The sequence below is a fragment of the Candidatus Flexifilum breve genome (assembly GCF_016713355.1).
The window spans coordinates 299861-314698 of sequence record NZ_JADJPI010000037.1 but is presented as its reverse complement, the minus strand read 5'-3'; the positions used below and the strand labels follow the sequence as shown (position 1 = coordinate 314698).

Genomic DNA, 14838 nt, shown 5'->3' with positions numbered 1-14838 from the left:
CCATGCGTTTATCCCGATTAGCGTTCGTCTTCGCCGCCGTCTACTTCACGTTGATCGGGGGTAGCGTTTATTACTTTCAAATCTTCGGTGTGCGGGTACTGCACCACGCCGTCGTGACGGTTCTGCTCGGCGTATGGCTGCTGCGGCGTATGCGCCGCGGGCTGCCCACCACGCCGCTCAACCCGCTCATCGGCGCGCTGATCGGTGTGTGGGCGCTGTCAGCGTTCTTCAGCCTCGATCCGCGCTCAGCGTTCGAAAACCTGTGGTTTCCGCTGTCACACGTCGTGCTGTTCTTCATCATCGCCGACTTGATCGGGCGTGGGCGCGAATCCCTGTTGATGGAGACGTTCTTCCTCGTCACCGCGCTGATCGCCGTGCTGGCGCTCGCGCAATTGATGGCGTGGTATACGGGCATCGACCTGATCCCCGAACCGGGCGTCGGTTGGCTGAACGTCGGCCTGCTCATCCCACCCGAAACGCCCATGATCTACATTCCGCTCGGCGTCAGCACGTGGATGGCGGGGTTCGCCGCGCCCACCATGATTGTGGCGCTCGGTTGGGCGTTTAGTTCGACTAAACGCAGCTACCGCGTGGTCTTTTTCGGCATCGCGGGGATGCTGCTGCTGGTCCTAATCGGCACATTCTCGCGCGGCGGTTTCCTCGGCGCGGGGGCGGGTCTCGCCGTGTTGATCGGCTTGCGCCTGCTGCGCGCTGTGCTTCCGGCACAAAGCACGCCAGCGATCAAGCGTCCGCAGTTCGCCCGGTTACTCCCGGTTCTCGGGCTAGCGGTCGTGATCTTGGCCGCCGTGATCGGCTTGATCGTGTGGATCGGGCGCTCAGAAGCCCGCGCCTCCGGTGACGACTTACGCTTCGGCTTGTGGGGCGGCGCGGCCTCAATGATCGCGGCTGACCCGCTGACGGGCGTTGGGCCGGGGCTGTTCGGACGCGCTTACCGCGAAATCCGGTCTCCGGTCAACGTCGATGATCGCCTGTCGACGGCGCACAATGCCTACCTCAACAACGCCGCGGAAACTGGACTGCCCGGCGTACTGGTGATGATCGGCTTCGGCGTCGTGATCGCGCTGCGCTGGTGGTCACTGTGGCGGCGGGCTGATACACCGACGCGCCAGCGGCGGCTTGAAGGCGCGGGAGCGGCGCTGATCGCATTAGGGATCCAAAGCGTTTTCGACACGTTCACCTATACACCGTTGGTGCTGCTCAGCCTCGTCTTGATCATATACTGCACGGTCGAACCGGGGTCATTGCTCACCGTCACGCCGCCGCGCTGGAATCGCGTGGGCGCGGGCGCGCTGGCCGCGGTCATCAGCGTATACGGCCTCGCCTTCATCCAGTTTGACCGGGCGCACGCGCAGTTCAACGCCAGCGTCCGCGGGAACGATCTCGACGCGGCCCGGCAAGCCGCCGAAATTGATCCTCATTTACACCTGTATCAACTCCAAATCGCGTATTTGACCAGCACAATCCCCGCCTATGAGCAGGCGCTCACCCTCGAACCGACGTGGGAAACAGGCTGGCTGAATCTCGCGGGGCTGCGCGAACAAGCCGGAGACATCAGCGGCGCGCTCGATGCTGCCTGGCAGGCGCGTGAACTGCGCTACGCCAACACGGGCGCGTTCAACTGGGCACGCATCGGCGATGCCAACAATGCCGCGCCGGACGCCGACATCCTGCTCAATTACCAGATGGTCACTTATGCGGAAGTCCCGCTCTCCGATTTCTGGATGCAGACAGAGCGCCGCCGCGCGGCCATCGCCGAACTCATGCGCGCAGACAGCTACGCGCTGGACTTGCGTTACCGGGTCGCTACCACGTTCGATCCCGATTACGCCGTCTCGCTGGTAAACCCGACACCGACGAGCGCCATGCAGTGGTGGATTGTCGGTCAGCATGAACTGACTGTGCAGGGCGATCCCAGCCGGGCGGCGCACGCCTTCACCCAAGCCATCGAGCGTGACCGCGGCAATGGCGATTACTACGTATCCCGGGCGCGGGCAGAGGTGAGCGTTGAGCCAGCGGCGGCGCAGCGCGATCTGGACATTGCCGACATGCGGCCGACGTGTCAGGAACTGCCCAACGCGGTCCGGTTAGCGCTGGTCGAGTCGCCGGAAGTGCTGAACCGTCTGCGCGCGGTCGCCGTGCCCGGTCGCATCATCGAACAGAACTTTGAGGGCGTGCTGTTTCAGGGGCGCGTCGCTTCGATCGAGCTGCTGCCGTCGATGCGCCTGCCCGGCCCACCGACTGAAGTGCTCCAGCCGTGGTATGATCTCGCTGCCGCTTATGAGGCCAACGGGCAGCCCGATGCCGCGCTGAACGTCTACCGCGCGATCCTTGACCTCGCACCGTATGAACAACTTGCTAGCGAAGGAATCAACCGTCTATCATGACGATAACCTCAACACATCCGCTTGCATCCCTGCTGCGCCTGAGTATTCCGGTCATGGCAAAGCTTGTCCGCAGAATTCCGCCTGTTCACTGGCGTGTCTGGTTTTATCAAGATCGACTGCGGAAGTTATTCTCGCCGCTGTACGCGGGCAATCCAGCCGACTGGACTATCATTCACGACTTTGACGGCAGCCTAAAGATGAAACTGCGGCGGTCAACCTATCTCGGCGGCCTCATCTACTGGCATGGCTATCAATCGCGCAACGAATTACTACTTCTGAATCGATTGTTGTCCCCAGATATGACCTTTGTCGATATCGGCGCCAATATGGGCGAATTCACGCTCTTTGCCGCAAAACGCCTGACAAACGGTCAGGTTATCGCTTTCGAACCGCAGCCCTCACTTTACCAGCTCCTGCAAGAGAACATCGCGCTCAATCACTTCCAACAGGTGCGCACATATAACTTGGCACTCGCAGATCAACCAGGCACGCTGACAATGTACACGTCGACCGATGCAGTAGCCCATGCAGGCGTCAATGAAGGATTGGCAAGTCTGTTTCAGTCGACCGAGCGGGCCGAGGTCGTCGGTGAAGTTGCAGTAGAACTCCTTGACACCCTCCTTGAACACGAACCCCGCATCGACTTTATCAAGCTTGACGTCGAAGGCGCGGAACCGCTCGTGCTGCGTGGAGCAAAAAAACTGCTCGCAAAACATAAGCCGCAGATTTTGATGGAACTCAATCGGGAGGCGCTCACCGCCGGAGGATCGAGTCCGGAGTTCGTATTAGGAGAACTCCGCGAGCTTGGGTATCGCTTTGAACTGGTCATCAATGACGGGCGAGGATTGACCCGCCCAACCGAAGCCTTCCCAGATTTGTGTGATGTTCTGTGCATTGGGGACACCCATTGAACCGAATCTCACTGCGTGGAGCATCGTTTGATCGCCTGAGAACGCAGATCGCCTTGGTCGCAGGCAGTACAGCGATCGGACAAATCCTCGTCACAGCCAGCGCCCCACTGATCGCGCGATTGTTCACCCCCGCGGATTTCGGAGTGAGCGCTGGCTATTCATTTCTCTTGATGCTGCTTCTGGCTGTGAATTCACTGCGCTATGAGTTCGCGATTCCGCTCCCCAAAAGTGACGCAGAAGCATCCAATCTGACGGCACTTACGATATCACTCGTAGTTGGGCTGTCCATCCTCTTCACGGCTCTGGTCTGGGGATTTGCCGACCAAATCACGCGCCTCTTAAACGAACCGCGCCTCCGTGAGCTGCTGCCACTGCTGCCAGTCGGCCTCATCATTGGCGGAGTACTACTCGCGCTCAATTACTGGTTGACGCGGCGCAAACAATTCGCGCCGCTTAGTTTAATCCAACTTAGCAGCAATATTGGACAAGTCAGCGCTCAGATCATCGCTGGCGTGGCTCATATGGGGGCGTTTGGCCTAGCCCTAAGCTTCATGGTCGGTCAGTTTATCGCCTGTGTAATTGCACTACGCCGCACCCTGCCATTACCGGATGTTCAACCGCGCACATGGCTGCCGCTGGCACGAGAGTATAAGAACTTTCCGTTGTTCACGACAGCAGCGTCCCTGGTGGACATCGCCGGAACAAACTTACCGGCAGTCCTATTTCTGGCCTATTTTTCGGCCACCGAAGCGGGATATTTTTCGCTGACTATGCGTCTGATGACGCTGCCCGCATCTCTGATCAGTAATGCGGTCGCTCAAGTCATTTATCCACGGCTCTCCGAAGCTCGAGAAGATAAACTAGCCTTACGCGCGCTGTTCTTGAACATTGCAACTGCTTTGCTCATCTTGTCTCTGGCCGGTTTCGGCTTTGTACTCGTGGCTGGTGGACAGCTCTTCTCAATCGTTCTGGGAGAACTGTGGCGAGCCTCGGGGGTTTACGCGCAGATTCTGGCACCCTTCTTTCTAATCTCATTTATTTCCTCACCACTTAGCACACTCTCACTCGTATTCGAGCGGCAAAAAGTTGGACTAGCCTTCAGTGTGATAGTGACCGTTTTACGAGTAGCAGCGCTTTTGCTCAGCGCATTGACAAATTCACCTGAAGTCGGAGTCGCACTCTTCTCACTCACCAGCTTCATCATCTATGTCGTGTATCTAGTTTGGCTGTTACATCTGGCAGATTTGCGCTTAAGCGATTGGTTGTGGTCACTTCGTGGGTTAATTGCACTGAATGGATTGCTGATCTTGGCAGGCTTTATGTTGTCAAACACACCTTTTGTCCTGCTGGTAGGCATTGGTTTTGCAGCAGTAGCATTGTTCTATGTACGCAAGGTAAACCTGTCATGAGCCCACATTGGCCACTACATGTCTTGTTTCTGCCATCCTGGTATCCATCACCAGAGATGCCAGTCAATGGAATTTTTACTCAAGTACAGGCGCAAGTTTTACAGAATGCAGGCGTGCAAGTCGGTATCGTTTTTCCGGAACTCAACTATTGGCGACGCTTCAGTTTGCGGGTTTTGTTCGATGGATTAAGACGAACTGGTTTTCACGATGAGGGTGGAATTCGAGCATATCGCCTCCATGCTTGGTACATGGTGTGGTTTCAACGCTGGTTAGGTACTCAAGCGTATGTTTTCGGAACAAAGCAGTATATTGAGCGGCCTTCGCGACCCGACCTAATTCATGTCCATGTGGCTGATTTCGCGGGCTTTGCGGCGCTTCGACTTTGGGAAACAGAGCGTATTCCCTATGTGATTACTGAACACAGCAGTGCCTATCTTGAAAATCTCTATTCTCTAGAACAACTACGTAAATTGCGTCCGATTTTTCGGTCTGCGCAGCACGTCATTGCGGTTAGCCAAGCGGCTGCTCAATCACTACTTGATTCTGACATGTGTGATCAATCAAAACTAAGCGTTATTTCTAACGTCATCGATACAAACTTTTTTAGTCCAAACACAACTTCAAAGAAAGATGATGGGAAGTTTCGATTTTTGACCATTGGACTTATGGCAGCGGTGAAACGCTTCGACTGGGTACTTGGGAGCTTTGCAGCTGCGTTTGGCAACCTCACTGATGTCATACTCGAAGTCGGCGGTGATGGCGAACTACGTCCGCAATTGGAGCAACTCGTTCATGAGTATGGTATTGAGGCCCAAGTTAGCTTTCTAGGTCAACTTGACCGGGAAGGGGTAAGATCTGCGCTACGTCGTGCTGACACATTCATTCTCGGAAGCCAATTTGAGACTTTTGGAATTGTCCTTATCGAAGCTTTGGCATGTGGTGTTCCAGTGGTTTCAACTGCTTGTGGTGGTCCCAACGAAATCGTTACGCCTGAAACAGGGCTACTTGTACCCGTAGATGATCAAGTAGGGTTCGCCAACGCACTCCAAACAATGCGAACCTCTGCCCATAACTATGATCCAATGGCTCTGCACCAGTATGTAGTCGAGCGATACTCCGCACATAAAGTGAGTGCCGACTTGATCGCACTGTACAATTCAATCCTATAACGACAAATTAGCTCCTGCTAACCCGCAACAAGAAGGATCGGTCGATGCTTGCGCGCGCCATCACTTACGCCTGTTTTCTCCTGTATCTGACGCTCGGTGCAACTTTCAACGGCATAGTGCAGCCCCAAACGCGCCTGCTCGGTCTGCTCGGCGTGATCGCCATCGGCGGCGCGTGGCTGGTCGCGCGGCGGCGCTGGCGCAGCACGAGCACCGTGCTCGATGGCGCGTTCCTCCTCTGGGCGGTCGCCTTGAGCGCGTCACTGCTGGCCAACACGGATCAGGCGCGGCGCATCCTCATAGGCTTGTGGTATGTCGGCGCATACCTCCTCCTGTGGCTGCTGCTGCACGACCTGCTCGCCAATCGCCTCATCACGCGGCGCGTACTCATGAACGCACTGCTGCTCTCCGGCGTGCTCATCGTTGCCTTCGGCTACCTGCAAACCCGCACCTGGTTCACCTCAATGCTGCCGCTCATGCTCAACGGCGCAGTGGATTTTTCGCTGCCGCGCCCGGTCAGCACGCTCGGCAACGCGAATACGCTCGGCGCATTTCTCGCTGTGCTCCTGCCCTTGGCGCTCGAAGCCACACGGAGCAGCAAAGGGATCGGTCGCGGCCTGCTGGCACTCTACGTGCTCTTGATCGGCGGCTTGCTCGGGCTGACCTACTCGCGCGGCGCGTGGGTCGGGGCGGCGGCGGGAGTCGGCCTGTACGTCGTGCTGCTCCTGTGGCGCGCGGGTTGGCTGGCTCCAAAGCGCTGGCGGGCGGTCTGGTCAACCCAGAATACCCTTCGGCGGAGCCTCATCGTCGCTGTGCTGCTGATGGTCTTCGGGGTGGCGGCGCTCGGATCGTTCCTCGTCGCGCGCTCAATCCTCAGCCCTGGTGGGCGTTCGCTCGACACCCGTACATGGATTTACGAAACCGCGTGGCAGACCTTCCGCGAACAACCGCTCACCGGTTCCGGATTATTCACGTTTGGCACCGATCTGGCGCGCTTCAACGGCAATCCCCCGCGTGAACCGCATGCTCATGCCCATAATCTCCTGCTGCATGTGGCCGCCGAACTGGGCGTGCTCGGCCTGCTGGCGCTGGTGATCAGCGCCGGGCTGATCGTACGTACGCTCGTTCAAAAAGCCCGCCGTGACCCTGTCATCATCGCGGGCGCGGGTGGCGTCATGGCGTTCGCCGGACATCATCTGTTTGATGTACCGAGCCTCAACCCCGTGATCGCGCTCATTGGCTTAGTCGCGCTCGTGATCGCCGTCGCCCCTTTCGAATCCGTCACCTTGGTCGGGACGCGGCGGCAAATCATGCGTTTCGCCGTCCCCATTGGCGCGCTGGTGCTGGCGCTGACCGGGTTGTGGAGCGTCAGCATTTACCAGCAGTATGTCAGCATCATCACGCAGACAGCGAAAGGCGAGCTCACGCCGCTGGACGGCGCGCGCCAATTGCAAAGCGTCGTCGAGGCCGATTCCGGGATGGCGCTCTACGTCTATGAGCAGGGTTTTCTCTACGGCTTGGCAGGTGAGAGGCAAGCGGCTATCGCGGCCTTTGAACGCTACACCCAGCTTGATCCCGATTACGCGCTCGGCTGGCTAAATCTCTACGCGCTCTACCGCGCCGCCGGGGATCTCGAACGCGCAGGCGCGGCCATTGCCCGCGCGCATCAGGTCAGCCCGGACGAGCAGCACATTACCTATCAACTCGCCGAGACGCAAACGCTGCTCGGCGACATCGAAGGCGCGCGTGCCAGCTACCAACTGGCGCTAATCACCGAACCGGATTTCCAGATGCTGCCGACATGGAACGCCGATCCGCTGCGCGTTGAGGTGCTCGCCGCGACAACACAAACCGTGCCGACGGCGGGCAGCATCGTCCGCGACCTGCGCCGGGGCGATCTGCAGGCGGCGCAGGCCGGCTTGACCTACTATCGCGCCATCACGCCCAGCCCGACGAGCGCCGCCGTCTTCGATGCGCTGTTCGCGCTCCGCGCGGACGACCGCGCTGCCGCCGAACTCGCGTTGGTGACTGCGCAAGCCGTGATTCAGGGTCAAGGCGATAGCGCGTGGAGCGCCTATGGAGCCGCCTGCCTCGCCCGCTATGACGGTGACGAAACAGCAGTCGCAACTGCGCTGACCGCGGCCCGGGAGGCACTCACTCTGGAGCCGTTCGAAACGGACTGGCCGTTCGGCGCGAACATCGGCTACACCCAGTTGATGCGCATGATGATTCCGCGCGTCTTCCTGCCGGAAGTCGGCTATCCGGTCGTCAGCCCCACCCTCAGCGCGCTGCTGGAGACGTTCGCCGCTGTGCCGGAAACGCGCTATAGTTCCTGTCCATAAACGGTCGCAGGGCTGCGACCGTCTACACAGCCTCGTAAGGAGCCATCTTGAACGAACCACTACGTGCAGGTGTGATCGGGGTGGGCGCAATGGGTCAACATCACGTTCGCGTCTACCGGGAAATTCCGGGCGTTGAACTGGTGGGGATCGCCGATGCTGACGAAAAGCAGCGCGCCAACCTGTCACAGCGACACAACGTGACTGGCTACAGTGACTTCCGCCAATTGTTTGATGAAGCTAAACCGCAGGTGGTCACGGTCGCCGTGCCCACGGCGCTGCATTTCGAAGTCGCCAGCGCCGCCATCGAACGCGGCATCCATGTGTTGATCGAAAAGCCGATTGCTGAAACCGAAGCCGATGGGCGAGCACTGATCGAGCTGGCCGCCGCGCACGGCGTGGTGCTGGCGGTTGGTCATATCGAACGGCATAACCCGGCCATCACCGCGCTGAAACAGGCCATCAGCGACGACAAGCTCGGGCGCATCTTCCAACTGCGGGCGCAGCGCATCGGTCCCTTCCCCGCCCGCATCCGGGATGTCGGCGTCGTCCTCGACCTTGCCACCCACGATATTGACATTCTGTGCCACCTCGCCAGCAGCCAGCCGATCCGCGTGTTCGCGGAGACGCAGCAGAATATCCACAGCACGCGCGAAGACATGGTGAGCGGCATTCTGAGCTTCGGCAACGGCATCACCGCCATGCTGGAGGTCAACTGGCTGACGCCAACCAAGAGCCGCCGCCTCGTCGCCCTTGGCGCGCGCGGCATGTATGAAGTGGATTACATCACGCAGGACCTGACCTACTATGAAAATGGTCTGGCGCAGCAGGACAACTACAGCAGCTTGCAGCTCCTGCGCGGCGTGAGCGAAGGCCGCGTGATCCGCGAACCGGTCGAAAAGCGCGAACCGCTGCGGCTGGAAGTTGAAGATTTTATCGGTGCGGTGCGCGAAGGTCGCGCGCCGCGGGTCACCGGAGCGCACAGCCTGGCGGCGCTGCGCATCGCCCACGCGCTGGTGCTCTCCGGTCAGACTCATCAAGTTGTGGAAATCGAAAACTAAATGATCGAACAGTTAACCGCGAACATCACCGCAAAGACGGCTGCGATCGGCGTGATCGGTCTCGGTTACGTCGGGCTGCCCGTCGCCTGTATGCTGGCCAACAGTGGTTTTCAGGTGACCGGCATCGATATTGACGCCGACCGCATCGCCACTATCAACCGGGGCGAAACGCCCATCGGCGGCGAAGAACCGGGCATCGCCGAGCTGATCGCGTCCGTGGTCGGGGCGGGCCGCTTGCATACCACCACCGACTACGCCGCCCTGCGCACCGTCCAAGTGATCGTCATCTGCGTGGACACTCCTGTCGATGAAGGCACACATCTGCCCTCGTACCGGGCACTGCGGTCCGTGCTGGCGCAGTTGGGAGGCGTGCTCGCGCCGGGCGCGCTCGTCATCATCGAATCGACGATTGCGCCGGGAACCATGCAGCGCGTGGTCATTCCCGGTCTGGAAGCATCGACCGGCCAGCAGGCAGGCCGCGATTTCTATCTCGGGCACTGCCCGGAACGGGTCACCCCCGGCCTGCTGCTGCACAACCTGACGCACATGAGCCGCACGGTCGGCGGGCAGACGCCCGCGGTCGCGCAGGCGATGATCGCGCTGTACCAGAACTATGTCACCGGCGAGCTTGACCCTGCCGATCTCCTCACCGCGGAGATCGTCAAGACGGCAGAAAACGCCTACCGCGACGTCCAGATCGCTTTTGCCAACGAAGTCGCCCTGATCTGCGAAGCGCTCGGCGCGAACGTGTACGACGTCCGCAAGCTGCTCAATAAATCGCCGGGACGCAATATGCTGCTGCCCGGCGCGGGCGTCGGCGGGCACTGCATCCCGAAAGACCCGTGGCTGTTGATTGCCAACACGCGCGATCAGGTTCAGCCGCAGTTGATTCCGAGCGCGCGGCAAGTCAACAACCGCATGCCGCTGCATATGGTCGACCTGGTCGAGGGCGCGCTGGCGCGGCATGGCATTGTGCTGAAAGGCGCGAAAGTCGCCGTGCTTGGTTACGCCTTCCGCGAAGATACGGACGACGACCGCGACAGCCCGACGGGCTACATGGTTGCCGAACTGGAACGCCGCGGCGCAATCGCCGCTGTGCAAGACCCGTATGTGCCCGAATACAAACGCTCGGTGGTGGATGTGACCGCGGGCGCGCATGCCGTGGTCTTCATGGTGGCGCACACCGTCTACAAAAGTCTGGATCTTGCCGCCACTGGTCAACAGATGAGCACGCGCGTCCTCGTCGATGGGCGCAACATCATCGACCGCGCGGCAGCGGAACACGCCGGTTTCACGTATGCGGGCGTGGGCAACGTCTAGCCCGGCGCGTGCAGCGTGAACTTTTCTCGGAGATGAGGCTGGCCTTCATCTCCATCTGCAGGTCTCGCTTATTCGGCTTCAATGCATTTTTCTCGACTTCGCAGGTTATAGTAAAAGCATTGTTGCTGATTCTGGTAGGAATATACGCTCTATGATCCCCATTTCCAGCCCCCAGTTCGGTGAAGAAGAACTGGCACTCGTCAAGGAAGTCCTCGAAAGCGGCATCATCGCGCAGGGTCCCAAAGTCGCGGCATTGGAGCAGGAATTTGCCAAGCTCTCCGGCACTCAGTTTGCGGTCGCCGTGGCGAACGGCACTGCGGCGCTGCATCTCGCGCTCTTGGCGAACGGCATCGGCCCCGGCGACGAAGTAATCACCAGCCCATTCACGTTCATCGCCAGCGCGAACAGCGTGCTCTACACGGGTGCGCGTCCGGTGTTCGTCGACATCAAAGAAGACACGTTCAACATCGATCCCGCGCTCATTGAATCGGCCATTACGCCGCGCACCAAGGCGATCATGCCCGTCCACCTGTACGGGTTGATGGCCGACATGGATGCGATTATGGATATCGCGCAGCGCCACAACCTCGCCGTGATCGAAGACGCGGCGCAGGCGCACGGCGCGACCAATCAGGGACGCCCGGCGGGCAGTTTTGGCACAGGCGCGTTCTCGCTCTACGCCACCAAGAACATGACCACCGCGGAAGGCGGCATGGTCACGACCAACGACCCCGCCATCGCGGAACGGGTCAAGCTGCTGCGCGCGCACGGCATGAAGGTGCGCTACTACCACGACATGCTCGGCTTCAATTTCCGCATGACCGACATGCACGCGGCGCTCGGCCTCGCGCAGATTCGCAAACTGCCCATGTTCAACGAACGCCGCCGCCAGAATGCCGAATTCTTCAATCAGCACCTCAAGCGGGTGGTCACGCCGCATGCGCCGGAAGGCTACGGCCATGTGTGGCATCAGTACACCATCCGCGTGACCGACGGCGACCGCGATGCCGCCGTCAAGAAGCTGACGGACGCCGGCGTCGGCACGGGCATCTTCTATCCGGTTCCGGTCTACCGCCAGAAGGTCTATACGGAACTGGGCTACAATCAGTCGCTGCCCGTGACTGAACTGGTCACGCAGCAGGTGATCAGCCTCCCCGTGCATCCCAAGCTGACCTCAGCCGATCTCGAAACCATCGTCGCGGCGGTTGAGTCACTGTAGCTCAGAAACTGGAGCGGCGCAGGCGCCTGCGCCGCTCCAGCAGGTGAGTTGTTAGTCAAGGCAGTGGTTCTAACTGCGCTTTCGAATGCGCGCGTAGGCCTGCTCCAACCGCCGCACGAGTGCTTCCTCACTGAAACGATCGACACAAATCTGGCGAATGGTCTGCGGGTCAAAACGAGCGTATTCCGTCCTAATCTGCTGCATAGCTGAGGCGAGAGCCTGTCGATTCCCCGGCGGAACTAAAAACCCGCTCGCGTCGTTCACATAATCTTCCGGCCTCCGAGATCGTGCTGACAACGGGCTTCCGCAAGCCATCGCTTCGGCGACGCTCACGGCAAAAGTCTCGACATGGCTCGACGACACGATCACATGGCTGCGCTGAATGAGATCGCGCAGCTGTTCAAGCGTCATGTAGGGAAGGAATTCCACCTGTGATCCGAGATTCAAACGCGCAATGTGCGCTTCGATCTCCGGCTGGAGCGGCCCGCTGCCACGAATGTAGAGCTTTACCGTGTCGTCACCAGCGAACGCCTGATGAAATCCATCGATCAGGATTTCGAAACCTTTTCGTCGCTCTTTCAACTGCGCGATTACGGTGAAGATGAAGGGAAGCGGCGGCGGAGTCGTACTGGACGGTACAAAGAGATCGGTGTCGATCACATTTCCCAGCACATCGATCTCGACTTCAGGCGCGTATTTGTGCAGCGCCGGGATGAGCGCCTTCCCGACTGAGAAACGGGCATCCATGCTTCGTAGCACGTCACGCACAATCTGCCCCTGTCCCGGAAAAATGACGAGTCCCTCTAAGAAGCTGCTTGAATGTTCCAGCAGTATAGCGGGCACACCGTAATGCACCTGAATCTGAGCTGCGAGATACCCGCCGTAAAACGTGTTGTGGGGATACAGCACGTCGGGCTTGCCGTGCGCACGGCAGTAACGTTCGAAAGCAGCGAACCCGGCCCGTCGAAGTAGAAAGGTGACGGCGACAGGCAGCACACGAGGAAACCAACCCCAGTGCATGCGGTAAACAGAGTAATTAGGCTCATTCGCGTCGACCGTGACTGTGCGTATAGAAGCCAGCCCCTCGCGCTTGATGTGCTCCCATGTAACATTGATTCGCGGAGTCACCAGCACGCCGACCTTGTGCCCAGCTTTGCGCAGCGCCTGAGCCTGCTTTTCGATGAACGTGCCTGTAAGCGGCTGCGCAGGACTCGGATAATAGGATGGGATGATCAAAATGTGCATGAGAGTTCAGCTCTTTTGTTGAATCGGCGCGACAGTGCTGTTCTCGACATGCGACAGCCACTGTTCGGCGGTGACCATCGAATAGATCACCTGATTGTAATTGCGGAGTTCGCGCACATGCAATGAGATCGCCGGGGACGCCGAGCGCGAATTCCGCCAGCCGATGGTCGAGGAACGGCACGCGCGCCTCGATACTGTAGGCCATGCTGTTGCGATCTTCGTAGTGGAGCAGCGCGGGGATGCTGTCGCGCACTGCCTGCTGATACAGGTGCTGGTTCAGGTCGTCCGCGCCCTTGAGCGTGCGCTGCATCTTTTGCTGGGCGCGTTCGTGGGCTGCGCCTTGATACTCAGTTTTGAGCACATGCACGGGTTGACGGCCAATTGTCGCGTACTGGTACAGGCGATACGCCATTTCACGCGCGTTGAAGTGCGAGAAGAAGCGCGGATACGCTTCGGCCATAAAGGCCGCTTGTTCGCCGACCCACCGCCGCGGATCCCGGCGGCGCAGCGCGCCTAAGTGGAACATGACTGCACTCAGGTAACCTGCAAACAGTTCATCCGCCCCCTGCCCGTCAAGCAGTACGGTGACGTTACCGTGCGCCAACTGCATGACGAAATTCTGCGTGTAGACCCCTGTCGCCACCGTGGGGATGTCCTGATGCCACGTAATGCGGTTCATCAGCGACAGCCAGTTCTCTGAGGACGGAGTCGTCTTGTGGCCGATGGTCTTGAACTGATTCGCGACGATCTCCACGTAGCGCCCCTCGTCGAAGCCGCGCACCGGATACACCGACGAAAAGCTGTTCATGCGCCCGCCGTGAAGCTGTTCGGTCGCCAGCGCGACAATCGTGCTGGAGTCCAGCCCGCCGCTCAAGCAGGTGCCGACCGGGACGTCACTGCGCAGCCGCAGCTTGACCGATTCGCGCATCAGGCGCAGGAATTCACCTTCGGGATCGTTGTAGTTGTAGGTCGCGCGCGCCCGTTCAAGGTCAATGTCCCACCACTTGACGGGTTCGCGCACGACGCCATTTTCGACCAGCAGGTAATGCCCGCCCGGCAGTTCACGGATGCCTTCGAAGAAAGTGTACGGCGGGTTGAAGACGCCGCCGTAGTGCAGGAACCAGAATAACTGGTTCATGTCGGGCGCATAGGCGTCGGGGTCAAGCGGACGCAGCACCTTCATCTCGCTGCCAAAGGCGAACAGCCTGGGGTTGTTCACGTAGTAAAAGGGCTTAATGCCAAAGCGGTCGCGCGCGCAGAACAGCCGCCCGCGCTTTTGATCCCAGATGGCGAAGGCGAACATACCGACGAAGCGTTCGAGACAGTTTACGCCCCACTGGTCGTAGGCTTGCAGCAGCACTTCGGCATCGCTTTCACTGTGAAAGACCACCCCTTGCGCCTTGAGTTCGTCGCGCAGTTCCAGATAGTTGTAGATTTCGCCGTTGAAGGTCAGCCAGAGCTGTTCGCCGGCGACGGTCAGTGGTTCGTGCCCGCCCGGCGACAGGTCGATAATGGCCAGGCGGCGATGTACCAGCGCGAGATCCGGTGTCAACGGCGCGGGTTCCGTCACCAGCGGATGCTGGATGATGGGCGCGGTGTCGTGACCATTGCGCAGGCTGTGGTCGCCCGTCGCCGTGTTGAGCAGCAGAAAACCGTCACCATCCGGCCCACGGTGGCGCATCAGCGTAGACGCCTCAAGTAGGCAGTTCGGGTCAACCGGGCTGCCATCCAGACGATAAATTCCCGCAATTCCGCACATAGAG

The 14838-nt window shown here is 59.6% G+C and carries 10 protein-coding genes; 8 read left to right on the top strand and 2 right to left on the bottom strand.

The genetic code is table 11. The features are described from left to right. The first annotated feature begins 2 nt into the window (after positions 1-2). From IPK17_RS32335 to IPK17_RS32300, 8 genes are all read left to right on the top strand, one after another. Entirely contained in the window at positions 3-2405 is a 2403-nt protein-coding gene (locus IPK17_RS32335) for an O-antigen ligase family protein (protein ID WP_343421853.1), read from the top strand. After that, a complete protein-coding gene (locus IPK17_RS32330) occupies positions 2402-3316 on the top strand; it encodes an FkbM family methyltransferase (RefSeq protein WP_343421852.1) in 915 nt (304 codons plus the stop codon). Before IPK17_RS32335 ends, IPK17_RS32330 begins: the two co-directional genes overlap by 4 nt. Continuing rightward, on the top strand, positions 3295-4725 hold the full coding sequence (locus IPK17_RS32325; protein WP_343421851.1) for an oligosaccharide flippase family protein: 1431 nt from the start codon (positions 3295-3297) through the stop codon (positions 4723-4725). The genes IPK17_RS32330 and IPK17_RS32325 overlap by 22 nt, the downstream gene beginning before the upstream one ends. Beyond that, the gene (locus tag IPK17_RS32320; RefSeq protein WP_343421850.1) at positions 4722-5894 is read left to right on the top strand and encodes a glycosyltransferase; all 1173 of its coding nucleotides are present in this window, start codon (positions 4722-4724) and stop codon (positions 5892-5894) included. The genes IPK17_RS32325 and IPK17_RS32320 overlap by 4 nt, the downstream gene beginning before the upstream one ends. 44 nt (positions 5895-5938) lie before the next feature. Then, a complete protein-coding gene (locus IPK17_RS32315) occupies positions 5939-8233 on the top strand; it encodes an O-antigen ligase family protein (RefSeq protein ID WP_343421849.1) in 2295 nt (764 codons plus the stop codon). 47 nt (positions 8234-8280) lie between these two features. Beyond that, the gene (locus tag IPK17_RS32310; RefSeq protein WP_343421848.1) at positions 8281-9291 is read left to right on the top strand and encodes a Gfo/Idh/MocA family protein; all 1011 of its coding nucleotides are present in this window, start codon (positions 8281-8283) and stop codon (positions 9289-9291) included. Then, positions 9292-10611 (top strand): nucleotide sugar dehydrogenase, encoded by a 1320-nt coding sequence (locus IPK17_RS32305; RefSeq protein ID WP_343421847.1) that lies wholly within the window; start codon positions 9292-9294, stop codon positions 10609-10611. Positions 10612-10762: 151 nt separating this feature from the next. Further along, positions 10763-11830: a DegT/DnrJ/EryC1/StrS family aminotransferase gene (locus IPK17_RS32300; protein ID WP_343421846.1), complete on the top strand. Its 1068-nt coding sequence runs from the start codon at positions 10763-10765 to the stop codon at positions 11828-11830. A gap of 69 nt (positions 11831-11899) precedes the next feature. Here the strand turns inward: IPK17_RS32300 and IPK17_RS32295 are convergent, their stop codons facing one another. Further along, positions 11900-12826 (bottom strand): glycosyltransferase, encoded by a 927-nt coding sequence (locus IPK17_RS32295; protein ID WP_343421845.1) that lies wholly within the window; start codon positions 12824-12826, stop codon positions 11900-11902. Between the two features lie 46 nt (positions 12827-12872). Next, a complete protein-coding gene (asnB, locus tag IPK17_RS32290; protein ID WP_343421844.1) occupies positions 12873-14834 on the bottom strand; it encodes an asparagine synthase (glutamine-hydrolyzing) in 1962 nt (653 codons plus the stop codon). Positions 14835-14838: the final 4 nt, after the last annotated feature.